This window comes from Loktanella sp. 3ANDIMAR09 (genome assembly GCF_001420005.1).
In the GTDB taxonomy this organism is placed as follows: Bacteria; Pseudomonadota; Alphaproteobacteria; order Rhodobacterales; family Rhodobacteraceae; genus Loktanella.
Genome location: NZ_LJAK01000005.1, coordinates 66,567 through 90,453 on the forward strand (window position 1 = coordinate 66,567; position 23,887 = coordinate 90,453).

The 23,887-nt window shown below is 61.4% G+C and carries 27 protein-coding genes; 6 read left to right on the forward strand and 21 right to left on the reverse strand.

Going from position 1 to position 23,887, the window contains the following annotated elements:
• Window positions 1–20 precede the first annotated feature (20 nt).
• The 4 genes from AN189_RS09250 to AN189_RS19585 are packed head-to-tail and all read left to right on the forward strand — an operon-like array spanning window position 21 to window position 1,827.
• Entirely contained in the window at window positions 21–587 is a 567-nt protein-coding gene (locus AN189_RS09250) for a hypothetical protein (RefSeq protein WP_056034503.1), read from the forward strand.
• Window positions 588–610: 23 nt separating this feature from the next.
• A complete protein-coding gene (locus AN189_RS09255) occupies window positions 611–1,204 on the forward strand; it encodes an exopolysaccharide biosynthesis protein (RefSeq protein WP_056034504.1) in 594 nt (197 codons plus the stop codon).
• Window position 1,205: 1 nt separating this feature from the next.
• Entirely contained in the window at window positions 1,206–1,487 is a 282-nt protein-coding gene (locus tag AN189_RS19580) for a hypothetical protein (protein ID WP_253279588.1), read from the forward strand.
• A gap of 55 nt (window positions 1,488–1,542) precedes the next feature.
• On the forward strand, window positions 1,543–1,827 hold the full coding sequence (locus tag AN189_RS19585) for a hypothetical protein (RefSeq protein ID WP_253279589.1): 285 nt from the start codon (window positions 1,543–1,545) through the stop codon (window positions 1,825–1,827).
• Here AN189_RS19585 and AN189_RS09265 read toward each other — a convergent pair.
• Window positions 1,814–2,239 (reverse strand): OsmC family peroxiredoxin, encoded by a 426-nt coding sequence (locus tag AN189_RS09265; protein WP_083484350.1) that lies wholly within the window; start codon window positions 2,237–2,239, stop codon window positions 1,814–1,816. The genes AN189_RS19585 and AN189_RS09265 overlap by 14 nt on opposite strands.
• Before the next feature lie 180 nt (window positions 2,240–2,419).
• Here AN189_RS09265 and AN189_RS09270 point away from each other — a divergent pair, with 180 nt between their 5' ends.
• The gene (locus AN189_RS09270) at window positions 2,420–4,012 is read left to right on the forward strand and encodes a DEAD/DEAH box helicase (protein WP_056035021.1); all 1,593 of its coding nucleotides are present in this window, start codon (window positions 2,420–2,422) and stop codon (window positions 4,010–4,012) included.
• 87 nt (window positions 4,013–4,099) lie between these two features.
• Window positions 4,100–4,714: a hypothetical protein gene (locus AN189_RS09275; protein WP_157057436.1), complete on the forward strand. Its 615-nt coding sequence runs from the start codon at window positions 4,100–4,102 to the stop codon at window positions 4,712–4,714.
• Window positions 4,715–4,770: 56 nt separating this feature from the next.
• Here the strand turns inward: AN189_RS09275 and AN189_RS09280 are convergent, their stop codons facing one another.
• From AN189_RS09280 to nuoE, 20 genes are all read right to left on the reverse strand, one after another.
• A complete protein-coding gene (locus AN189_RS09280) occupies window positions 4,771–6,450 on the reverse strand; it encodes a ribonuclease J (RefSeq protein ID WP_056034515.1) in 1,680 nt (559 codons plus the stop codon).
• Window positions 6,447–7,220 carry a type III pantothenate kinase gene (locus tag AN189_RS09285; RefSeq protein WP_056034518.1) on the reverse strand — a complete coding sequence of 258 codons (774 nt, stop codon included), beginning with the start codon at window positions 7,218–7,220 and terminating at the stop codon, window positions 6,447–6,449. The genes AN189_RS09280 and AN189_RS09285 overlap by 4 nt, the downstream gene beginning before the upstream one ends.
• 12 nt (window positions 7,221–7,232) lie before the next feature.
• Window positions 7,233–7,994, reverse strand: coding sequence for a biotin--[acetyl-CoA-carboxylase] ligase (locus AN189_RS09290; RefSeq protein WP_083484342.1), 762 nt, complete (start codon window positions 7,992–7,994; stop codon window positions 7,233–7,235).
• A complete protein-coding gene (gene nuoN / locus AN189_RS09295) occupies window positions 7,984–9,417 on the reverse strand; it encodes an NADH-quinone oxidoreductase subunit NuoN (RefSeq protein WP_056034524.1) in 1,434 nt (477 codons plus the stop codon). The genes AN189_RS09290 and nuoN overlap by 11 nt, the downstream gene beginning before the upstream one ends.
• Window position 9,418: 1 nt before the next feature.
• The gene (locus AN189_RS09300; RefSeq protein WP_056034527.1) at window positions 9,419–10,969 is read right to left on the reverse strand and encodes an NADH-quinone oxidoreductase subunit M; all 1,551 of its coding nucleotides are present in this window, start codon (window positions 10,967–10,969) and stop codon (window positions 9,419–9,421) included.
• Window positions 10,969–13,098: an NADH-quinone oxidoreductase subunit L gene (gene nuoL / locus AN189_RS09305; protein ID WP_056034529.1), complete on the reverse strand. Its 2,130-nt coding sequence runs from the start codon at window positions 13,096–13,098 to the stop codon at window positions 10,969–10,971. Before nuoL ends, AN189_RS09300 begins: the two co-directional genes overlap by 1 nt.
• A 4-nt stretch (window positions 13,099–13,102) precedes the next feature.
• Entirely contained in the window at window positions 13,103–13,408 is a 306-nt protein-coding gene (gene nuoK / locus AN189_RS09310; protein ID WP_056034531.1) for an NADH-quinone oxidoreductase subunit NuoK, read from the reverse strand.
• A gap of 76 nt (window positions 13,409–13,484) precedes the next feature.
• On the reverse strand, window positions 13,485–14,090 hold the full coding sequence (locus AN189_RS09315) for an NADH-quinone oxidoreductase subunit J (RefSeq protein WP_056034534.1): 606 nt from the start codon (window positions 14,088–14,090) through the stop codon (window positions 13,485–13,487).
• Window positions 14,087–14,485: a carboxymuconolactone decarboxylase family protein gene (locus tag AN189_RS09320; RefSeq protein ID WP_056034537.1), complete on the reverse strand. Its 399-nt coding sequence runs from the start codon at window positions 14,483–14,485 to the stop codon at window positions 14,087–14,089. Before AN189_RS09320 ends, AN189_RS09315 begins: the two co-directional genes overlap by 4 nt.
• Window positions 14,482–14,970: an NADH-quinone oxidoreductase subunit NuoI gene (gene nuoI / locus AN189_RS09325; protein ID WP_056034539.1), complete on the reverse strand. Its 489-nt coding sequence runs from the start codon at window positions 14,968–14,970 to the stop codon at window positions 14,482–14,484. The genes AN189_RS09320 and nuoI overlap by 4 nt, the downstream gene beginning before the upstream one ends.
• A 1-nt stretch (window position 14,971) precedes the next feature.
• Window positions 14,972–16,009 carry an NADH-quinone oxidoreductase subunit NuoH gene (nuoH, locus tag AN189_RS09330; RefSeq protein WP_056035024.1) on the reverse strand — a complete coding sequence of 346 codons (1,038 nt, stop codon included), beginning with the start codon at window positions 16,007–16,009 and terminating at the stop codon, window positions 14,972–14,974.
• A 17-nt stretch (window positions 16,010–16,026) separates the two neighbouring features.
• Entirely contained in the window at window positions 16,027–16,401 is a 375-nt protein-coding gene (locus AN189_RS09335) for a hypothetical protein (RefSeq protein ID WP_056034544.1), read from the reverse strand.
• A gap of 5 nt (window positions 16,402–16,406) precedes the next feature.
• Window positions 16,407–18,425 carry an NADH-quinone oxidoreductase subunit NuoG gene (gene nuoG / locus AN189_RS09340; RefSeq protein ID WP_056034546.1) on the reverse strand — a complete coding sequence of 673 codons (2,019 nt, stop codon included), beginning with the start codon at window positions 18,423–18,425 and terminating at the stop codon, window positions 16,407–16,409.
• A gap of 109 nt (window positions 18,426–18,534) precedes the next feature.
• Window positions 18,535–18,927: a DUF5333 domain-containing protein gene (locus AN189_RS09345; RefSeq protein WP_056034549.1), complete on the reverse strand. Its 393-nt coding sequence runs from the start codon at window positions 18,925–18,927 to the stop codon at window positions 18,535–18,537.
• Window positions 18,928–18,976: 49 nt separating this feature from the next.
• The gene (locus AN189_RS09350) at window positions 18,977–19,459 is read right to left on the reverse strand and encodes a DUF3291 domain-containing protein (protein ID WP_056035027.1); all 483 of its coding nucleotides are present in this window, start codon (window positions 19,457–19,459) and stop codon (window positions 18,977–18,979) included.
• Window positions 19,459–19,728 carry a hypothetical protein gene (locus AN189_RS09355; protein WP_056034552.1) on the reverse strand — a complete coding sequence of 90 codons (270 nt, stop codon included), beginning with the start codon at window positions 19,726–19,728 and terminating at the stop codon, window positions 19,459–19,461. Before AN189_RS09355 ends, AN189_RS09350 begins: the two co-directional genes overlap by 1 nt.
• 121 nt (window positions 19,729–19,849) lie before the next feature.
• Window positions 19,850–21,130, reverse strand: a complete 1,281-nt coding sequence (nuoF, locus tag AN189_RS09360; RefSeq protein ID WP_056034554.1) for an NADH-quinone oxidoreductase subunit NuoF — start codon at window positions 21,128–21,130, stop codon at window positions 19,850–19,852.
• Window positions 21,131–21,169: 39 nt separating this feature from the next.
• Window positions 21,170–21,379, reverse strand: a complete 210-nt coding sequence (locus AN189_RS09365) for a DUF5337 domain-containing protein (RefSeq protein ID WP_056034556.1) — start codon at window positions 21,377–21,379, stop codon at window positions 21,170–21,172.
• Window positions 21,380–21,382: 3 nt separating this feature from the next.
• Entirely contained in the window at window positions 21,383–22,315 is a 933-nt protein-coding gene (locus tag AN189_RS19590) for an endonuclease (RefSeq protein ID WP_253279590.1), read from the reverse strand.
• Between the two features lie 141 nt (window positions 22,316–22,456).
• Window positions 22,457–23,866, reverse strand: a complete 1,410-nt coding sequence (gene nuoE, locus AN189_RS09375) for an NADH-quinone oxidoreductase subunit NuoE (protein WP_056034560.1) — start codon at window positions 23,864–23,866, stop codon at window positions 22,457–22,459.
• Window positions 23,867–23,887: the final 21 nt, after the last annotated feature.

A 23,887-nucleotide genomic window follows, 5' to 3' on the forward strand; every position in this document is an offset into this window, starting at 1 on the left:
TTGCCGCGCAGCATGGGGCCATGCTGCGCGGTTTTCTGTTTCTGCTGGCGCTGTCCGGCTGCACCTATACGCCCCATCTTGGGGCGCGATTTGGCGTGCCTGTCGGAACGCAGGTCATCGCGCAGGAGGGATCGCAATCCGGCATCCAGCGGTTCACCACGCAGGAACGCGAAATCTATCGTGACGCGACCGGGATCATGACCGCACGCCCCGTGATCCTTCAACGCGGCGCGCTGCGGCAGCATGCCGTGCTGACCAATGTGCGCAGGCGCGCGCCCAACGCGCCCCGGCTGGTTCATGTCGCGACGCATGATCGCCTGCTGGACTATCGCAGGCATGATCGCATCTATTCCCACTGCATCGACGGCTGCCAACGCGCTGAAATCGGCGCGATTTATCTGTCAGAGGCTGACTTTCACGCGGCCACGCGCGACGGGCTTTATATTCTGGCGGATGGTGCGCGCCAATCCTACGAGGGCACCGTCCCGGCAGAGGCATTTGCCCGCGTGCGCGCGGCAGCGGATGCGCCGGGTGCGCTTCGGCAGATCCGTGACGTGGTGCTCCCCCTGATCGACACGGAACCCTGACGCCTGCGGCGGGTTGTCGCAACATGACGACACAGGAAAACGCCCCATTACTGGATACGCTTGACGCAGTTCGCGACCAGACAGGCGGGGACAGCATCGCGCTTGGCCATGTGCTCGACCGGGTGCAGGAACGCGGCTACGGACCGCTGATCGCGCTGGTGTCCGCGTTCTGTATCCTGCCGACGGGGGCCATACCGGGCGTGCCCGCCGTCGTGGGCATCATCCTGGTCCTGCAAGGCGTCCAGATGTTGGCCGGCAAGGATCGGCCCTGGTTTCCCGACATGATCGAGCGTTTTCAGCTGGACTGCGCAACGCTGAAGAAATCCGTCGACAGGGCCCGACCCTGGGCAGAACGGCTCGAAGGTATCATAGGCCCGCGCCTCGATCCCCTGACAAACGGACCGATTGCCACCCGTGCGATTGCACTGTGCATCATCCTGTCGGGCTGTCTGATGGTGCCGCTGGGGTTCATACCCTTTGTGCCTGCCTTGCTGGGTCTGGCAACGCTGCTGCTGGGTGTCGGTGTCACGGCTCGGGACGGCGTGCTGGTCGGTTTGGGCTATGCGGCATGTCTGGCCGGGGTATATACCGGGTGGGCATCCCTGCCCGGAGGCTGACGTGCCGCTGCAAAACCGCGTTCTACCGACCCAAGAGATCGTCGCAGACCCCGCGCGAGGAACACTGACCGGAAACCGCGGTATTCTGCATGTCGCCGACGGCGTCATGGGCCGCGCCCGCTGGAAATCCAAGGCATGGATCTGCTGCACGCTTGACTGGCAGGGCCGCAGGCGTCAGCTGATGACCGGTCGCAAATGGACGGAACTGTTTTTTCTGGACGAGGCCACGGCATTGGCTGCGGGCCATCGCCCATGTGCCTATTGCAGGCGGGCCGATTTATAACCGCTATCGCGATGCTTGGACTGCGGCCACGGGCGACAACCTGCGCGCCCCGCAGATGGATAACGCGTTACACACTGCCCGCATTGATCCTGCGACCCGAGGGCAGGCCCGCATGAACGGCGCGCTTGCATCACTGCCGGACGGCACGATGATCGTGACCGGCGGTCAGCCCCACCTGATCTGGCAGGACGCGTTCTGGCCCTATACGCCCGCAGGATATCAGGCGCCGCGCAGCAAAAAGGGGACAGAGGTGATCATCCTGACCCCTGCCCCCCATCTGGAGATTCTGCGCGCCGGATATGCTCCGGCGCTGCATCACACACTTATCACACCAGTTTAGCGTCCAAGGAGATCTCTGCCGTCAGCAGCTTGCTGATCGGGCAACCTGTCTCGGTTGCCTTGGCGATTTCCATGAACTCCGCCTCGGAAATGTCGGGGATCGTCGCAGACACTTCGATGTGGGCCTTGGTCACGGCGAAACCGCCGTCCTTCTGTTCGAGCGAAATCGTCGATTTCGCGTCGATATTGTCAGCAGTGAAACCCTTTTCACCCAAACCCATCGACAGCGCCATCGCGAAACAGGCTGCGTGGGCCGCACCGACCAGCTCTTCGGGGTTGGTGCCCTTGCCGCCCTCAAACCGGGCGGTAAACCCGTAGGGATGGTCGGTCAGCGCCGCGGTTTCCGTCGACACCTTGCCGATGCCGTCCTTGAGTGCGCCCTGCCAATTCGCTGTGCCATACTTCTTGATCATCGTGATCATCCTTTCGTTAGGTTCACCAGATAACGCGCCGCAACCGCATGTGTTCCCCGAAAACCTTGACCCACACCACACAAAGGCGTAACGCGACGCTATCAATATGCCCGACAATCCGGTCGGGCCTTGGCCGCGCAATTCTGCGGCCCAACTAGCCGCCGCAGCGAAAGGCCCTTGATGACCAAATTTTCCGACCTGAACCTCGATGCAAAGGTTCTCAAAGCGATCGCCGACACCGGGTACGAAACGCCCACCCCCATTCAGGCGGGTGCCATCCCTCCGGCGCTTGAGGGTCGCGACGTCCTCGGCATCGCGCAGACGGGCACCGGAAAAACCGCCAGCTTTACCCTGCCGATGATCACGCTGCTGGGCCGTGGCCGCGCCCGTGCGCGGATGCCGCGCAGCCTGGTGCTGGCCCCCACGCGCGAACTTGCAGCACAGGTTGCCGAAAATTTCGATGCCTATGCCAAATACACCAAACTGACCAAGGCGCTGCTGATCGGCGGCACCTCGTTCAAGGATCAGGACAAGCTGATCGACAAGGGTGTGGATGTGCTGATCGCGACCCCCGGTCGTCTGCTGGACCACCTGGAACGCGGCAAGCTGATCCTGACGGACGTCAAGGTCATGGTTGTCGACGAGGCCGACCGCATGCTCGACATGGGGTTCATCCCCGACATCGAGGAAATTTTCAAACGCACGCCGTTTACCCGTCAGACCCTGTTCTTTTCGGCCACGATGGCCCCGGAAATCGAACGGATCACCAATACATTCCTGTCGAACCCCGCCAAGATCGAGGTCGCACGCGCGGCCACCACGAGCGAGAACATCAAACAGGGTGTGGTGATGTTCCAGGGGTCCAACCGGACCAAGGCAGACGCCGAAAAACGCGCACTGCTGCGCAAGTTGATCGAGGCCGAAGGCGATGCCTGTTCCAACGCCATCATCTTTTGCAACCGCAAATCCGATGTCGATATGGTCGCCAAGTCGCTGAAAAAGCACGGGTTTGACGCATCCCCCATTCACGGGGATCTCGACCAGTCGCACCGGACCCGCACGCTCGAAGGGTTCCGCGATGGCGAAATCCGGTTCCTCGTGGCATCCGATGTGGCCGCCCGCGGTCTGGATATTCCCGCGGTGACCCACGTTTTCAACTTCGACGTGCCCAGCCACGCCGAGGACTACGTCCACCGGATCGGCCGCACGGGACGTGCAGGTCGGTCAGGCGTGGCCATCATGATCTGCAACCCGCGCGACACCAAGAACCTCGAGGATGTCGAACGTCTGGTCCAGCAAGAGATCCCGCGCCTCGACAATCCGCTGGGCAGCACGCCGGACGCAACGACGGATGCCGCAACACCAGAGGCACAGGGCGAAGAAAAGCCCCGCCGCAGCCGGTCGCGCAGCCGCAAGCCGAAAACGGATGCACCGACACCCGACAATGTCGCGGCTGATGCACCCGCGGAGGCGACCCCCGAGACGCCGGCAGAGCCCGCTGCCGAAGGCGGCAGATCGCGGTCGCGTCGGGGGGGCCGTGGCCGTGGGCGCAGCGCCGCACCCGCCGAGGAACAGACCGAGGCCGCAGCACCGACAGCACCGGAACCCGAGGCACCCGCCCAGTCAGAGCGGCGCGCAGATCACGATCGCGCCCCGCGTGGTGGAAACGACAACCGCAACCGTGGTGGCCGCCGGAATGACACGCCAGTCGGCATGGGCGACGACATGCCCGAATTCATCGCCAAAAGCTTTGCCGAGCGCGCCAACAGCTAGGCCGCGCCTGATTTCGCCGATGTGATCGCGCCCCCCTCGACGGGTGCGATCACATCGGCCACCTTGCCCGAAAAACAAGGTGTTATCATGTTCAGACCATTCGTTGCGGCCCTGATTCTATGGGGTCAGGCCGCCGCAGCAGACATCTGCCAAAGCACGATCGAGGCAATCACCGTCCAGATCGACACGGAAACGCTGGCCGTGGCCCCGGCACCGACGACGCGGCGCGAACGTCTGCTGAACTTTCCGGCGCGGTCCTTTGATTTCATCACCCGTGATCAACGCGCCTGCACCAGCCAAGAAGTCTTTGCCTTTCTGGCACAGGTCGAAACGGTCGATGACAAATGTCTCAGCTACACCGATGCACAAACGGGGTTTCTGCTGGTGCCCGGCCCGCGCAATTTTCGCGGGCGCTGCAACGCAAGCACGGTCTGCACCAGGGTGAACGGCACCCGCGATGCGGTGGCGACCGCGACTGTCGCCATCACCGATGTCGCATTGGGAACGGGTGATTCAACCCTCAGCAAGGTCACGCATACGACGGGTGCCATGGTGCTGTCCGGGACCGGCGCAACCATCAGCGGCGCATTGGGAAGTGCGATCACCGGTGTGACGGCTGCAGTCGGCGCACCCATTGCACTGACCGCGGCCGCCGTAACAGCCGTGGCCGTAGGTGGTGCCATCTATATTTGCGCGGATTGAATCAAAACAGGCGCAGCCCACATGGGGCCGCGCCTGTCTTGCAGGTCAAGGCTGCATCAGTTCAGACGGCTGATGACCACGATGACTTCGGGTTTTTTGCCGATTTCAGCCTGCGCCGTCTTGCGCGCGATGGTTTTCAGCTCTTTTTCCAGTTTCACATCGTCGGCCAGCGTCTTTTTGTTGGCGCGGTTGATGAACTGGGACAGGTCTTCTTCCATGATTTCGGCGAGGCTGGCATCGGACCGGCCGTCCTCGGCCAGACCCGACAGTTCGACCCAAGGGTCGCCCAGCGATTCGTCGTTTTCGTCCAGGATCAGCGTGACCACGACCAGACCGTTCAGCGCCATGCGGATGCGGTCGCGCACAACGCCGTCCATCGCACCGACATGCGTGGCACCGTCCAGATAGGTGCGACCGGTTTCGATGTATTCCGCAACCTTGGGCTGGTTGCCTGACAGATCGACCATCATGCCGTTCACCGCGACGATCCCGGGCAGGCCGTGCAGGCCCGCGACCTTGACATGTTCACGCAGGTGACGGTGTTCGCCGTGCATCGGGATCAGGAACTGCGGCTTGATCAGCTGGTGCATGGTTTCCAGATCGGGACGGTTCGCGTGACCGGACACGTGGTATTTCCCACCATCGTCGTCCACGATATCCACACCCAGCTCTGACAGCTGGTTCATGATGCGGATGACACCCTTTTCGTTGCCGGGAATCGTCTTGGACGAGAACAGGAATGTATCGCCCTCTTTCAGTGACAGACCCAGATAGCTGCCCTGAGAAAGCTGGGCCGAGGCCGCGCGGCGTTCGCCTTGCGATCCGGTGACCAGCAGCATCAGGTTTTCGCGCGGGATGTTCTGCGCGTCCTCGGCACTGACGGTCGCGGGGAAATCGTGCAGCAGGTCGGTTTCCATCGCGGCCTGCGTCATGCGCTGCATCGACCGGCCCAGCAGACAGACCGTGCGGCCTGCCTCTGTCGCGGCGGTCGCCAGCGTTTTCAGGCGTGCGATATTGGATGCAAAGGTCGTGGCGACGACCATGCCCTTGCAGTCGCGCATCAACTCGGTGATCGCAGGACCGATCGACATTTCAGACCGACCGGGGTTCGGGCTGAAAATGTTGGTGCTGTCGCAGACCAGTGCCTTGACGCCGGGCTTGGCGATTTCTTCCCACAGGGCGGTGTCAAAGGGGTCACCGACCACGGGTGTCATGTCGACTTTGAAATCGCCGGTGTGAACGATGCGACCACCGTCGCTGTCGATCACCAGACCCGCGCTTTCGGGGATCGAATGGCTGATCGGCACATAGCCCACGGTGAACGGCCCGCATTTCGTCACCGCAGGCCAAGCGTCTACGACCTGCACGACATTGTCGGGCAGACCGCGTTCCTGCAACTTGCGGCGTGCAATGTTGGCGGTGAATTTACGCGCATAGATCGGCGCGCCCAGCTCTTCCCAGCACAGGCCGACGGCACCGACATGGTCCTCGTGGGCGTGGGTGATGAAAATACCGTCGATCTGCGCCTTGCGTTCGCGCAACCAGGCAATGTCGGCAAAGATCAGATCGACACCGGGTGTGCCGTCCATGTCGGGAAATGTAACGCCAAGGTCGACGACGATCAGTCGCTCCTTGCCGGGTTTGCCGTATCCGTAGACGTAGCAGTTCATACCGATTTCACCTGCGCCACCCAGGGCGAGGTAAATCAGTCGGTCGTTTGCTTTTGCAGCACTCATGTCGTGTCCTTGTTGTATCGGTGTATCACGGTCAAACCGTGCATCGTCAGGTCATCCTCGACCCGGTCAAATAGGGTGTCGCCTTGGGCGAATAGCGATGCGAGGCCGCCGGTTCCGATCACGGTCATCGGGCGTCCTCGTTCACTCTTAATTCTCTGCGTTATCTCTTTCACCAGCCCAATGTAACCCCAGAACGCGCCGGACTGCATACAGGCCACGGTGTTGGTGCCGATCACGCGGTCGGGTTTGCTGACGTCCACATGGGGGAGTGCGGCAGCCGCCATGTGGAACGCCTCCATCGAGATGTTGACGCCGGGGGCGATGACACCGCCCACATAGGCCCCATCGGTATCGACCACATCGGCTGTCGTGGCGGTGCCGAAATCAATGACGATCAGGTCGCCACCGTGACGGTCGAACGCCCCGACGGTATTGACCAAACGGTCCGGACCAACGGCCGTGCCCTGATCCACGCGCGGTGCGACCGGCAGGCGGCATTCGGGTTTTCCCACCACCAGCGGGCGACAGTTGAAATAGCGATCCGCCAGCACACGCAGGTTGAACACAACCCGCGGCACGGTCGAGCTGACGATGACATCGGTGATCGTCACGTCCAGATTGCGCACCTTCATCAAGGTGGACAGCCAGACGTAATACTGGTCCGCCGTACGCTGCCATTCGGTCGAGGTGCGCCAGGTCGCCAAAAACGCGCTGCCGTCCCAGATGGAAAAGGTCGTATTGGTGTTTCCGCAATCAATCGTCAGCAACATCGGCAGCGTTCCCTAGAAATAGATATCCGCCGCCGGTATTGCCTGCGGCCCGTCGGCGGTAATCAGGACCAGATTGCCATCGGCGTCGATGGTCTCGAACCGGCCTGTCAGTTCTGACCGGGTGCTACGGGCTGTGATGACTTCGCCCAGACGGGCGGCATGGCGCAGCCAATCGGCCCGGATGATGTCGAAACCGCACTCCCACAGCTTTGCCTCTTGGGTGGCAAAATCCGCAGCGAGCCGGGCAAGGAACTGCATCGGATCGGTGGGCGCACCACCCTCGCCCGCAAGCGACACGGGCGCAAAGGCAGCGTCAGTAATGCCGGGCGGGACTTCTGCAAGGTTCACGCCGATCCCGATGGACAGCCAATCCACATAGGCCCCCGATCCTGCGGATTCCAACAGGATCCCCGCGACCTTGCCCTCGTTCAGCAGCACGTCATTGGGCCATTTCAGCGACAGCTTGGTCCTGTCCACGGACATGGCCAGCGCCTCGAACAGGGCATTGGCAGCCATGAACGACCGCAGACCCGCCTGTTGCGGCGTGCAATTGGGTCTGTAGACGAGGGTCGCTGCAAAATTGCCGACCGGCGACTGCCAGCTGCGGCCCCGCCTGCCCCGCGATGCGGTCTGTGTGTCGGCCACGATCCAGGTCGGTGCCGTCAGCGTCGGTGCAATGCGCGCCGCCTCGGCCATGGTGGAATCGACCGTTTGCAGATGACGGCACAAAACCCCCTCTGGCCAGAGGGGGTTCTGGGTCGGATCAGTTGACAAGGGTGCCCGCAGCGGCAGCGGCCCAGGGTTCGATCCCGAACAGGTTCACCACTCCAAAGACCATGATCGCAGCCGATGCGATCAGGAACCCACCCAGCAACGGCTGGGACGGCGCGTCCAGTGCCTCGGTTTCTTCACCAAAATACATGAAATAGACGATCCGCAGGTAGTAGAACGCGCTGATAACCGATGCGATCACGCCCGCGACCGCCAGCCAACCCAGGCCAGCGTCCACAGCCGCACGCAGCACGTAGAACTTGCCAAAGAAGCCGACCAGCGGCGGCACACCCGCAAGGCTGAACATCAGCACCAGCATGGCAAGCGCACGGGTCGGATAGCGGGACGCATACATGCGCAGGCTCTGGATGTCGGTCACCGGACGCCCGTCACGTTCCATCCCGAGGATGAATGCAAAGGTCCCGATATTCATCGTCACATAGATCGCCATGTAGATCAGCATCGCCTGCACACCAAAGGCCGTGCCTGCCGCCAGACCCATCAGCGCAAAGCCCATGTGGCTGATCGACGAATAGGCCATCAGACGCTTGATGTCGCGCTGGCCGATACCGGCGATTGCGCCCAGGAACATCGACACGACCGACAGAAAGGCTACGATCTGCTGCCAGTCACCCGTCACGCCACCAAAGGCGTCGAACATCACGCGGGCGAACAGCGCCATCGCCGCAACCTTGGGTGCGGTTGCGAAAAACGCGGTGATCGGCGTGGGCGACCCCTCGTAGACGTCGGGCGTCCACATGTGGAACGGCGCGGCCGAGACCTTGAACGCGAAACCGGCGATCAGGAACACCAGACCAAACAGCAGACCCAGCGACACGTCATCCTGGACGGCGACGATGATGCCCTCGAACTGGGTGGTGCCCGCGAAACCATAGGTCAGCGAAGCACCATAGAGCAGCAGACCAGAGGACAGCGCGCCCAGCACGAAATATTTCAGGCCCGCCTCGGTGGATTTCACGCTGTCCCGGCGCAGGGACGCCACGACATACAGCGAAAGTGATTGCAGCTCGAGACCCATATAGAGTGTCATCAGGTCGTTGGCGCTGACCATGACCATCATACCCACAACAGCCAGCGACACCAGCACGGGGTATTCGAATTTCAGCAGGTTGCGCTGTTCCATGTAGACCTTGGACATGACCAGAACCGCCGCCGCCGACAGCAGGATCATGACCTTGGCCATACGGGCGAACCCGTCGGCCACGAACATGCCGTTGAACGCCGTCTGTGCCGCGCTGTCATCCATGCCGATCCAGAAGGCCAGCACCACGAACACCGCCGCCGTCATCCAGACCAGCAGGCCCGCCGCCGCGTCCTTGACCGTATAGACCGCCGCCAGCAACGCGCCGATGGCATAAAGCGCCAGCACGATTTCCGGCAGGGCGATGGAAATATCGGAACCCATCTTAGTTCACCTCGCTTGCGGCGACGTCATTGGCGGCGTTGAACGCTGCCGTCGCGGATTCGTATTGATCGACCAGCGCAGTCACGCTTGGCCCGATGATGTCGGTGACCAGAACCGGATACACGCCCAGCAGCAGGGTCATCACGACCAGCGGGGCAAAGATCCAGCGTTCACGCATATTCATGTCGGTGATCGACTTCAGGCTTTCCTTGATCAGGTCACCCATGACGACGCGGCGATACAGCCACAACCCGTAGGAGGCCGACAGGATCACGCCGGACGTGGCGACCAATGCCACCCAGGTATTCACCTGGAACACGCCCATCAGCGTCAGGAATTCCCCGACAAAGCCTGACGTGCCGGGCAGGCCCACGTTTGCCATGGTAAAGAACATGAAAATCAGCGCATAGGCCGGCATCCGGTTCACCAGACCGCCATAGGCGTCGATGTCGCGGGTGTGCATCCGGTCGTAGATCACGCCGACACAGAGAAACAGCGCGCCAGAGATGAAACCGTGGCTGATCATCTGGAAAATCGCCCCGTCGATCCCCTGCTGGTTCACGGCAAAGATCCCCATGGTGACGTAGCCCATGTGTGCGACCGACGAATAGGCGATCAGCTTTTTCATGTCCTGCTGCACAAGTGCCACCAGCGAGGTGTAGACGATCGCGATGGCCGACAACCACAGCACCAGCGGCCCCATGACCTCGGACCCGACGGGGAACATCGGCAGGCTGAACCGCAGGAAACCGTAGCCACCCATTTTCAGCAGGATGGCCGCCAGCACGACCGAACCGGCTGTCGGGGCCTGCACGTGAGCGTCGGGCAACCAGGTGTGCACCGGCCACATCGGCATTTTCACCGCAAAGGATGCAAAGAAGGCCAACCACATCAGTGTCTGCACACCGCCCACGATGTTGATTCCCAGCAGGCTGAAACTGTCTGACGGGAATTCGGTCGTCATCAGCGTCGGGATATCGGTGGTGCCTGCGATGCTGAACATCGACACCATCGCCACCAGCATCAGGACCGACCCGAGGAAGGTGTAGAGAAAGAACTTGAACGAGGCATAGATGCGATCCTTGCCGCCCCAGATGCCGATGATCAGGAACATCGGGATCAGGCCTGCCTCAAAGAAGAGGTAGAACAGGATCAGGTCCAGCGCCATGAACACGCCCAGCATCAGCGTTTCCAGCACGAGGAAGGCGATCATGTATTCCTTGACCCGCGTCTCCACGTTCCAGCAGGCCGCGATCACCAGCGGCATGAGGAACGTGGTCAGCATCACGAACAGCACCGAAATGCCGTCCACGCCCATCTTGTATTGCATCCCCAAAAGCCAGTCGGCCTGTTCGACCATCTGGAACCCGGTATCGTTGGGGTCAAACTCTGCCAGGATGAACAGCGACACAAGGAACGATGCGACGGTCGCGGCCAGGGCCACCCACTTGGCGTTGCGCTGTGCGGCCGCATCGTCGCCCCGCAGGAACAACGCCAGAATGGCAGCACCGATCAGCGGAATGAAGGTTGTGAGCGAAAGTAGGTTGCCCATCAGTTGGCCCCTCCGGTGAACGTGACCCATGTCAGCAGGATCGCGATCCCGACAACCATGGCGAAGGCATAAGTGAACAGATAGCCGGACTGCATCCGGTTCACGGTGCGGGTAAAGAACGGCACGATTCCCATGGCCAGACCGTTGATCCCGCCGTCGATGGTGCCCTGATCACCGCGTTTCCAGAAAAACCCGCCGACCCACAAGGCAGGACGCACAAAGACAAAGTTGTAGAGCTCGTCAAAGTACCATTTGTTCAGCAGGAAATTGTACAGCGGGGCCTGCTGTTCAGCCAGTTTGGCGGGCAGATCGGGCCGCCGGATGTACATCTGATAGGCCAGTCCCAGTCCCAGCAGCATCGCGATGAACGGCGACACCTTCACCCATTTGGACACCAGATGCGCCTCGTGCAGGACGTGGTTGTCCGGTGCCTTGTAGATCGCACCCTTGCCCGGCTCTGCGGGCCAGACGTCCGCGGCATGATCGTCACCGGTGCCCTCGCCCTCGGTTTCGGCAGTCGCGGCATAGGCCGGCGCAATCAGGCTGAAACCAGCGGCGTGGTCTTCCTCGACCGTGACCTCGGATTTGTCCGCCGCGCCAAAGAACACGGCAACATTGGTATCATTCGAAAAGAACGGCTTGTAGAACACCATCCCCGAAAAGATCGCACCGAATGCCAGCACGGCCAGCGGCACCAACATGACGGTCGGGCTTTCGTGTGCATGCTCATGCGTATGCTTGTCGCCGCGCGGTTTGCCGTAGAACGTCAGGAACATCAGACGCCAGCTGTAGAAACTGGTCATGCCCGCAGCGATCAGCAGCATCCAGAAGGCATAGCCACCGGCGGTGCCTGCATAGGCGCTCTCGATGATGGCGTCCTTGGACACGAAACCCGCGAACCCGACGGGGAACCCGACATAGAGCAGCGGAATACCCACACCCGTGATTGCCAGCGTGCCGATCATCATGGCCCAGAACGTCTTGGGCAACTTGTCTTTCAGGCCGCCATAGTTCCGCATGTCCTGTTCGTGGTGCATCCCGTGGATGACAGAACCGGCCCCGAGAAACAGCAGCGCCTTGAAGAAGGCATGCGTCAACAGGTGGAACATCGCGACGGAATAGACGCCCAGACCAGCGGCCACGAACATGTAGCCCAGCTGGCTACAGGTTGAATAGGCGATGACCCGCTTGATATCGTTCTGCACCAGACCGATCGTTGCGGCGAAAAACGCGGTCGTCGCACCCAGGAACACGACGAACCCGGTCGCCACGGGCGCGAATTCCATGATCGGCGACATGCGGCAGATCAGGAACACACCGGCGGTCACCATGGTTGCGGCGTGGATCAGCGCGGAGACCGGTGTCGGCCCTTCCATCGCGTCGGGCAGCCAGGTGTGCAGGAACAACTGCGCCGATTTACCCATCGCGCCGATGAACAGCAGGATCGCAATCACCTCTGCCGCATTCCATTCACGCCACAGGAACTGGATCTGCGTTTCCGCGATCTGCGGTGCCTGCGCAAAGATCACGTCAAAGCTGATCCCGTCGGTCAACAAGAACAGGCCAAAGATTCCCAGCAAGAACGCAAAGTCACCGACCCGGTTGACCACGAAGGCCTTGATGGCTGCGGCATTGGCGCTGGGTTTCTTGAAATAGAAACCGATCAGCAGGTAGGATGCGACGCCCACGCCCTCCCAGCCGAAAAACATCTGCACGATGTTGTCGGCCGTCACCAGCATCAGCATCGCAAAGGTAAAGAACGACAGATAGGCAAAGAAACGGGGGCGATAGCTTTCGTCGTCGCTGAAATTGTCGTCATGCGCCATGTAGCCAAAAGAATACAGGTGCACGAGGCTCGACACGGTCGTGATGACGATCAGCATGATCAGCGTCAGGCGGTCGACGCGGATCGCCCAGTCGGTCGCCAGTGACCCGCTTTCGATCCAGCGCAGCAGGCTGATCGAATTGGTCGTGCCGTCAAATGTGACGAATGCGACCCATGACAGGACAGCGGACAGGACCAACAGCGAGGTCGCCGTCCACTGCGCGCCCTTTTCGCCGATGATCTTCCAGGTGAAACCGCAGATCAGCGCGCCGACCAGCGGCGCAAACAGGATGATCGAAAACATGTGTTCAGCCCTTCATCACGTTGACGTCTTCAACGTCGATGGTCCCGCGGTTGCGGAAGAAGCAGACAAGGATCGCAAGGCCGATCGCGGCCTCGGCGGCGGCGACGGTCAGCACGAACAGGGTGAAAACCTGCCCGACCATGTCGTTGAGGAAACTGGAAAACGCGACAAAGTTGATGTTCACCGCCAGCAGCATCAGTTCGATGCTCATCAGCAGGATGATCACGTTCTTGCGGTTCAGGAACAGGCCAAAGATCCCGATCACGAACAGCGCCGCGGCGACCGTCAAATAATGTTCAAGTCCGATCATATACGTCCCTCCGGGGTGGCGCCCCGCTAAGTCTTTGGGTCGGGGACGGGCCCCGGTGGTCTAGTGGTGGCGCGCCTTACAGGCCCTGCCCCGGTTTCACGTCCTTCAGTTCCATCGCCTTGGCCGGATCGCGGTGCATCTGGGCCACGACGTTCTGACGCTTGATGTCAACGCGGTGGCGCAGTGTCAGCACGATGGCCCCCACCATTGCGACCAGCAGGATCAGGCCCGCTAGCTGGAACAGCAGAATGTAACGGTCATACAGCAGCAGGCCGATCAGGGCCGTGTTTTCACCGATATCGGCGGGGGCCGCCAACCGGGTTTCAACCTCGTTCGAGAATTCCCAAACGCCAAAGGCAACGGCCAGCTGCATCAGGATCACGATGCCGATCAGCAGACCGATCGGCAGGTATTTCGACATCTCGGCCTTGAGTGCGGCGAAATCCACGTCCAGCATCATCACGACGAACAGGAACAGCACCGCGACCGCGCCGACGTAGACGATGATCAGCAGCATCGCGACGAATTCGGCACCCAGTACAACGAACAGACCAGCCGACGACAAAAACGCCAGGATCAGCCACAAGACCGAATGGACCGGGTTGCGTGACAACACGGTCATCAGACCACCCAGCAACGTGGTGATCGCGAACATATAAAACGTAAAGGCCATGACCGTCATGCGTCGTCGTCCTTGCTCAGTTCCTCGGTGGCGAGGGTCATCGCCGTTGTCATTGCCGGCACACCGCCGAACAGTCCCGCCTGCGCAATCGCCTCGGCGATTTCTTGGCGTGTGGCACCGGCCGCGATCAGATGGCGCACCGTGATGCGGATCTGGTCCTCGGCTGCGGCACCGGTGATGGTCAAGCCCGTAAGCGTGAGCAGCAGCCGCGTCTTGGCGTCTAGCCCGTCCGGGTTCAACCCCTTACCAAAGAAAGTCTCCATCATGTCGGCAGACATGGTCGGAAACAGATCCGCAAACCCCTTGGGCACAAACGACGACATGTCAGGGTTGAACTGGCGCGCCCAGTCCTGACCCTGCTGCATCATCTTGGCAAAGGGGTTTTCGTCGCTCATCGGTAGGGCGCATCCATTTCAAGGTTGCGTGCGATTTCGGATTCCCAACGGTCACCGTTCGCCAGCAGTTTTTCCTTGTCGTAGTACAGCTCTTCACGGGTCTCGGTGCTGAATTCGAAATTCGGCCCCTCGACGATGGCGTCCACCGGGCAGGCTTCTTGGCACAGGCCGCAGTAGATGCATTTCGTCATGTCGATGTCATAGCGCGTCGTGCGGCGGCTGCCGTCATCGGTGCGCGGTGCCGCGTCAATCGTGATGGCCTGTGCAGGGCAGACGGCCTCGCACAATTTGCACGCAATGCAGCGTTCTTCGCCGTTGGGATAGCGACGCAGCGCGTGTTCGCCCCGGAAACGCGGTGACAACGGACCCTTTTCATGGGGGTAGTTCACGGTCGCCTTGGGGGCAAAGAAGTACTTCATCCCCAGACCGAACCCCTTCCAGAAGTCCTGCAGCAGAAAATATTTGGCGGCGCGGGTATAGTCCATATCAGCCTCCGATCGTGTAGCGGGCCCACATGCCCCCAAACACTTCAAATTTCGCAAGGAACGCCACGATCACGACCCAGGCCAGCGACATCGGCAGGAACACCTTCCAACCAATCCGCATCAGCTGGTCATAGCGGTAGCGGGGGGTGATGGCCTTCACCATGGCGAACATGAAGAAGCACAGCACCATTTTCAAAACCATCCACAGCACGCCGTCCGGCAGGCCGGGGATCGGTGACAGCCAGCCGCCCAGGAACAGCAGCGACACCAGCGCACACATCAGCACGACGGCCATCAATTCACCGATCATGAACAGCAGGAACGGTGTGGACGAATATTCGACCTGATACCCTGCAACCAGCTCCGATTCCGCCTCTGGCAGATCGAACGGCGGGCGGTTGGTTTCAGCCAGCGCCGAGATAAAGAACAGGAACATCATCGGGAAATGCGCGACCCAGTACCAGCTAAAGATACCCGCCCCGCGCTGCGCCTCGACGATGGCGCCAAAGTTCATCGACCCTGTCGAGATGATGATGCCGATGATGATCAGGCCCAGCGACACCTCGTAGGAAATCATCTGTGCCGCCGACCGCAGCGATCCCAGGAACGGATATTTGGAGTTGGACGCCCAGCCCCCCATGATGACGCCATACACCTCGAGAGAGGAGACCGCGAAGACGAACAGGATCGCCACGTTGATGTCGGACAACACCCAACCATCGTTGAACGGAATGACCGACCAGGCGATGACGGGCATGACGAATGTGATCATCGGCGCGATGAAATAGACAGGCTTGTCCGCGCCAGCGGGCACCACGATTTCCTTGACGATGTATTTCAGGAAATCCGCAAAGGATTGCAGCACACCCCAGGGGCCGACCACGTTGGGACCGCGGCGCATCTGCACGGCGGCCCAGACCTTGCGGTCGGCATACATCAGCATCGCCAATGCCAGCAGCAAGGGAATCAGCACCAGCAAACACTGGCCAAGGATCAACAGGACCTGGCCCGTGTTGGTCGTGGTGAAGAAGTTGATCATATCCGTTTCCTCAAGCGTCAGACGGTCGGAATACCCGATGCGCCGCAATCTGCAACCTTGACCACGGCGTCAATCGACGCGCGGCCGCGCGGCAGGTCCGGCGAGATGGTGTAAACAGCATCTGACCGCCAAGTGCCACCCTCTTTGGACGTATTCACCCGCACCAATCGGGTGAAAGCCTGCCCCCGGATCAGCGCATACTGTGCCGCGGCGCATTCTGCATAATTTTCGACCAGTGCAGGATCGTCGGTGCCGCGCAGCGCGACACGGAAATTCACCAGATCGCCATCCAGCAGATCAGTCTGCACGCCCAGATAGTCCGGGCGCACAGCATTCGGGGCCATTGGCGCGCATGCGGCCAGCCCCAGGATCATCACGGCGGCACGGCGCATCGGTCTTACTCCGCCGCGATCTTGTCCGTAAGACGCATCTTGGCGTTGGCCGACAGTTCCGCCATCAGGCCAGAGGCCCGCGCAATCGGGTTCGTCAGGTAGAAATCCTGCACGGCGTAGGTGAAATCACCCTGTCCCAATGTTCCAGCATCCGGCAGCACCATCGCATTTTCGGCCACTTCGTCGATGCGACCCAGATGCGGATGCGCGTCGACCAGTGCCCGGCGCAGCTGGGCCAGCGAATCGAATGGCAGCGTGGCGTCCAGTTCAGCGGACAATGCCCGCAGGATCGCCCAGTTTTCCTTGGCCTGCCCCGGAGGGAATGCAGCGCGCATCGCCAGCTGCGGGCGGCCTTCGGTGTTCACGAACAAACCGTTTTCTTCGGTATAGGCGGCGGCGGGCAGGATCACGTCGGCGCGATGCGCCCCACGGTCACCATGGCTGCCCTGATAGATGACAAAGGCACCAGCCGGTATTTCGACCTCGTCCGCGCCAAGGTTATAGATGACTTCAGCGCCGTCCAATGCAGCGGACAAACCGCCTTCGGTCACGGCCCCCACATCCATTGCGCCAACGCGACCGGCGGCCGTATGCAGGATCATAACCTTGGAATTGGCGGCCTGCGCCGTTTTCAGCGCCAGCGCCAGAACCGCAGCACCATCGTCACCCGTCAAGGCGCCCTGCCCGATGATCATGACACCGGCCTTGTCGGTCTTGTCGCTGTGATCCATCGCCGCGATCTTTTCCAGCGCGGCACGATCAGTGCCCAGCTCGACGACGTCGTATGTCAGATCAACCGGTGTGCCGATCCGACCAACGGTTGCACCGCGCGACCAGGCGCGGCGAATGCGGCTGTTCAGGCCAGCAGCCTCGGTGCGGGGATTGGTGCCGATCAAGAAGATATTGTCGGCCGTATCAATGTCCGCGATGGTCGCCGTGCCGACATAGGCCCCGCGATTGCCCGCCGGCAGAGCAGCTCCATCAACACGGGATTCGACAGAGCCGCCCAGACCTTCGACCAGCTGCTTGAGCGCGTAGGCACCTTCGACAGAAGCAAGATCACCGATCAGACCGGCGACCTTCTTGCCGCGCATGGCGGCCGCTCCGGCGGCCAGCGCCTCGGGCCACTCGGCTTTGCGCAGCTTGCCGTTCTCGCGGATGTAGGGCGTGTCCAGGCGCTGGCGGCGCAGGCCGTCAAAGACAAAGCGCGTCTTGTCGTTGATCCATTCCTCGTTCACGTCGTCATGGTTGCGCGGCAGGATGCGCATGACTTCACGCCCCTTGGTATCGACGCGGATGCTGGACCCCATCGCATCCATCACGTCGATGGATTCGGTTTTCGTCAGCTCCCACGGACGCGCGGTAAAGCTGTAGGGCTTGCTGACCAGCGCGCCGACCGGGCACAGGTCGATGATGTTGCCCTGCATGTTGGAATTCAGGGTCTCACCCAGATAAGAGGTGATTTCCGCATCCTCGCCGCGGCCCGTCTGGCCCATCTGGTGAATGCCCGCGACCTCGGTCGTGAAGCGCACGCAACGGGTGCAGGAAATGCAGCGCGTCATGTGGGTCTCGACCAGCGGTCCCAGATCCAGATCTTCGGTCGCGCGCTTGGGTTCGCGGAAACGGCTGAAATCGACGCCGTAAGCCATCGCCTGATCCTGCAAATCACACTCGCCGCCCTGATCGCAGATCGGGCAATCCAGCGGGTGGTTGATCAGCAGGAATTCCATGACGCCCTCGCGGGCCTTTTTCACCATGGGGCTGTTGGTTTTTACGACAGGCGGTTCCCCGTCCTTGCCGGGGCGCAGATCGCGCACCTGCATCGCACAGGACGCTGTCGGTTTGGGCGGGCCGCCCACGACCTCGACCAGACACATCCGGCAGTTCCCCGCGATCGACAGACGCTCGTGGTAGCAGAACCGGGGAATTTCGACCCCCGCCAGTTCGCAGGCCTGAATGAGGGTCATGGCACCATCGACTTCGATCTCTTGACCGTCGATGTTGATTTTCTTGAGGTCGGACATGAAAGGCTCCGGACAGCTGGTGCACCAAAGTGCGTTATCCGGGGTTCTAACGCGCCTGACAGGCTGATGCCAGACGCGCGGACGACTTTTTCGCAGGCGATACCGCGACCTAGCGCAGCAGCCTGCCGACCCCGCTGCCCTTGGCAATCTGGTCGCGCCCCACAGTGCAATAACTGTCAGGATCGCCCGTCACGGCCCCCAGCTGCACAAGCTGGCGACGCGCAATCGCTTCCAACCGGTCCTTTTGCGCGTCGTCGTCGATATAGGCGTCCACCTCGTCACTGGAATAGCCCAGATCGCGGGCACGCGATTTGAGGTTCAGCAGCGTGCGGATTCCCTGAAAGGTCCGCGCGTCGATGTCGTCGCACTGGCGGCTGATTTCATAGGCCATGCCCACGACCAGCAGGCCATTGGTGATTTCTGCCTCGTCGGCCAACCCCTGTGCGGTCGCAGGACCGGTCAGGCCGGTCGCGGCAATCGCGGCAATCATCAGGTTGCGCATCTCGATAATCCTTTGTTTTGTTGAACTGGATATCGGTCCGCCGCAGCGGCTATGCAATATCAGGGGCAGCGTCAGGCGATGTCCCGCCCAGATTGGCCCGCGCCCAGCCCCAGCCAAAGGCCGCAGGCGTATCACCGTCCCGTTTGAGGTCCTCGAGCCGCGCAAGCGCCTCTGACAGCGTGGGTTTATGACCGACGGGCACAGGCCACATCACGAAATGTTGGTCGGTCATCCGTTCGAACCATTCCGCGCGCCGCTTCATGAACCGGGCGTGCAAGGTATCAAAGACGTAAGTGCGCAGGCTGGGGAAATCGGCCCAGACCGTCAGGTTCGCCACGAACTGCGGATCGCCGTCGATCTTGGCCTCCGTGTTGCCTGTGCCCGGCTCGCCCGACCCTTCCATCATCCAGACGAAACCGGGCATCCGTTTGCCCAGCCCGTTGATCCGGTCGAGGTTGTCCATGAATTCAGCCACACGCGGATCATCCGTCGGCGCAATCAGGCGACCGATGTTGAGTTCGGCAAGATGCATCATGGCCCCGCCGTGATCCACACATAAGCCAGGACAGCGCATACGGCAGCAAGTGCAACGACCGCCAAAACGACAAATGCAGCAAAGAGCCAGCCCAGCCCCGCACCCAATACAGCCCCTGCAAGGCTATACAAAACACCGGACCCGTTCTGCACGTCCGCAAAAAGGTACCCCATCCCCGCACCCGGGATGACACCGATCGCCGCCGTTATCCGGCGCAGACGTGGCGTGCCCTCAACTGCAAAATTGCTGAAATCAAAAAAATCCATCACAACCCCTTACGGCGACGTAGGGTCAGGTTAGGCGGTCGCGAAACATCGACGCAACATCCACAAACAAAAACACCGCCGCAGCGGTGTTTTCTAGCGTTAGATGTGTGTCTGATGGACCTTATTCCGCCGCGATGGGGCGCTTGTGCTTGATCCGGTCCTCGATCTCGCCGCGGAAGTTGCGGATCAGACCCTGGATCGGCCAGGCCGCTGCGTCACCAAGCGCACAGATCGTGTGACCTTCGACCTGCTTGGTCACGTCCAGCAGCATGTCGATTTCCTCGACCGCCGCCTCGCCTTTGACCAGACGTTCCATGACGCGCATCATCCAGCCCGTGCCTTCGCGGCAGGGCGTGCACTGGCCGCAGCTTTCGTGCTTGTAGAATTTGGACAGTCGCCAGATCGCTTTGATCATGTCGGTACTCTGGTCCATCACGATGACCGCTGCCGTGCCCAGACCGGACCGCTGTTCGCGCAGCCAGTCGAAATCCATGATCGCGCCGTCCATCTGTTCGGCCGTCAGACACGGCACAGAGGATCCACCGGGGATCACCGCCTTGAGGTTTTTCCACCCGCCCCGGATACCGCCGCAGTGCTTGTCGATCAGTTCCTGGAACGGAATCGACATCTCTTCTTCGACGACGCAGGGGTTGTTGACGTGACCGGAAATCGCAAACAGCTTGGTGCCCGCGTTGTTCGGGCGGCCCATGCCTGCGAACCATGCACCGCCACGGCGCAGGATCGTCGGCACCACGGCAATCGATTCGACGTTGTTCACCGTGGTCGGGCAACCATACAGTCCCGCACCCGCCGGGAACGGCGGCTTCATCCGGGGCATGCCCTTTTTGCCTTCGAGCGATTCCAGCAGCGCGGTTTCCTCGCCGCAGATGTAGGCACCCGCCCCGTGGGCCAGATAGATGTCGAAATCCCAGCCGGACCCGCAGGCGTTCGGTCCGACCAGACCCGCGTCATATGCCTCGTCGATGGCGTTTTGAAGCGCCTCTTTTTCACGGATGTATTCGCCGCGGATGTAGATGTAGCAGGCATGCGCCTGCATGGCGAAACTGGCGATCAGGCAGCCTTCGATCAGCGTATGCGGATCGTGACGCATGATTTCACGGTCCTTGCAGGTGCCCGGCTCGGATTCGTCTGCGTTCACGACCAGATAGCTGGGACGCCCGTCCGATTCCTTGGGCATGAAGGACCATTTCAGGCCCGTCGGGAAACCCGCACCGCCACGACCACGCAGGCCGGATGCCTTCATCTCGTCAACGATCCAGTCCTTGCCCTTGGCGATGATGTTCTTGGTGCCATCCCAATGGCCACGCGCCATCGCGCCCTTCAAAGAGCGGTCGTGCATCCCGTAAAGGTTCGTGAAGATGCGGTCCTGATCTTGCAACATGGTGCGGGTCCTCAAGTTCTGGTTGGCGTGTTGCGCCCGTTACCGCGTCTTTTGCCAGATTCTGACGGTGACAACCAGTGACCAAATGAACGCAGCCAGCGAGATGAGGTAGAACAGGATTTCAAATCGCGGTGCCAGCCCCGTCACGGCCACCAACCACGGTGCGAGGATCGCCAGCAAACCCGCGCCAGCGATGACAAGGGCGGCGATCCGCCCCTGTCGCGTTGTATCGTCTGTGTGATTCGACATGATTTAGTAGACGCCGCCCTTGTCGACCTTCTTGGAAAATTCGGTCTCGCCCCCGGCGGCCAGAATTTTTGCCTGAGACACCCAGTTGTCACGGCTCGCACGGCCCTTGAACCCTTCGAGGTTGCTGTCGACCCAAGCCAGTTCCTTGTCCGTCCAGGACGCAACCTGGTCAAAGTGATAGATGCCCATACCGTGCAGCATGGTTTCCATCTTGGGCCCGACGCCCTTGATTTCCTTCAGATTGTCGGGGCCACCTTCACGCGCCTGATCCAGCAGCTTGGGCTTGTCGGCATCAGACGGCGCGGCCTCGACCGACGCGGTGCCGGGCTTGCCGGGCTTTGCCTTGACGGGTGCAGCGGCGGCGGGCTTGGCCTCGACGACCGATGCGCCGGTGTCGCCGGACACTTCGCTTGCAATGCCACCTGCGGCCCCTGCCCCCGCATGCACTGTCCGCGCATTCGGGTCGCCTGCGGCCGATGTGCCGGCCTTCGGGGCCGATGCAGCGGCGCTTTCGTTGGCCGGTGTTGCACTGACGGCCTTGGTCTCTGCAGTTCCGGATGTGCCGGCGGTTTGCGCAGTTGCGGCAGACCCCTGCGATCCGGACGCATCCGTTGCACCAGCCGCGACCGTGGCAGAGGCCGCAGTGGTCGCAGGCGCATGGCCGACGCCATGCGCTGCGGCACCTGCTGCACGCGCTGCCGCATCTGCGCCAATCGGTTCGCCCTTGGCTGTGTAACCCGGCTGCGTGTTGCGACCCGCAGGTTCACGCCAGCCCAACCACAGCACCACGGCCACGATGACAGCCACCAGTCCCGCGATGAACAATGCCGCGATGAATCCGGTGCCAAAAACGGCCAGCGCAACGCCACCTGCGATCAGGCCGAACACCCCGGCCACGACCAGGATGCCCAGCTCCTTTGGTGCAGTTGTTTTCATTTGCAATTCCCCCTGCAAGTCACACGGACCCACAGGGTCCGGTATTTTCAAATGCCGTCAACGCGCAGCGCAAAAGACGGCCCTAGGGCCGTCTTAAAGCAACTTTTACGTGAGACATAGAATTTTTGCGAACCGCAGGGTTTACGCGGCCCCAAGGACCTTGGCTTGACCGACCCAGTCGTCGCGCAGGATGCGGCCCTTGAACTTGAGCCGCGTATCGACCCAAGCCATTTCGGCAGTGGTCCAGGCCGCAATCTGGTCGAAATGGTAAAAACCCAATTCGTGCAGAATGCCTTCGATCTTGGGTCCGACGCCCTTGATCCGTTTCAGATCATCAGGACCGCCATCGCGCGGCGCGTCCAGGGTCACGGGTTTTTCCTCGGCCACGCCTTCCAGCGGGTTATCAGCGGCTGTCGCCGGTTTGGCCGTTGCAGCACCGGGAAGACCCTTTGCATCCGTTGTATCAGCAGAGTTCGCGGCAGCCCCCGTCACAGCGCCAGCACCGGCCTTGCGCGGTCCGGGTGCGGGCGTGTCCGACCCATCCTTGCCAGCCGCACCTTTCAAGGTTGCAGAGGCACCTTTTGAATCGGTGGTCGACGCACGCTTGGACGCAGCCTTGGTATCGGTCTTTGCCTTGGGGGCGACGCTGCCTTCGGCCGGTTTGGCCGCGGTTGCATCCGCTGGCGCCTCGCCCGGAGCCTCGGCTGTGCCGTCAGAGGCAGCACCCACATTGCGCGGCGCTGGCGCATCACCGCTGACGCGGCCACCCTGCTTGCCATCGGGCCCCTCGGGTGACATCAGGTCATCACGTGCGGCGGCCTTGGTGTTCTTGTCTGCGGCCTTGGCGGTGTTCCAGGGTGTCAGCAGCGGCACTTCGGTGCCGTCGATGCGTTTCAGTGTGTCACCAATATCAACGGCCAGTTGGGCGCTCGCGTTGTACTGAGCCTTGCCGCTGTCGTGATCCTTGAGGCTGGTCAGGCCGGACAGCGGTTCGGACGCGAAACGCCCGTTCTGCGGGCCGGGCACCGGCACCTCGCCCGCGGCCATGCGGTCGATCAGGTCAGACAGCTTTTCGGCGGTCAGATCCTCGTAGTAATCCTTGCCGATCTGGGCCATCGGCGCGTTGGCGCAGGACCCCAGGCATTCGACCTCTTCCCACGAAAACTTGCCGTCAGCGGACAGCTGATGCGGCTTGGGGGCGATCTTGTCCTTGCAGACACTGATCAGGTCCTCGGCGTTGCAGATCATGCACGACAGCGTGCCGCAAACCTGAATATGCGCCACAGAACCAACGGGTTGCAGCTGGAACATAAAGTAGAACGTCGCCACCTCGAGGACGCGGATATATTCCATGCCCAGAAATTTGGCCACGTATTCGATGGCCGGGCGTGTCAGCCAGCCTTCTTGTTCCTGCGCGCGCCACAGCAGCGGAATCACCGCGCTCGCCTGCCGCCCTTCGGGGAACTTGGTGATCTGACCTTCGGCCCAAGCCTTGTTGGCATCGGTAAAGGCAAAGGTTTCAGGCTGGTCGTGATACAGGCGTCGCAGCATGGTCAGGGTCTTTCAGGTCTT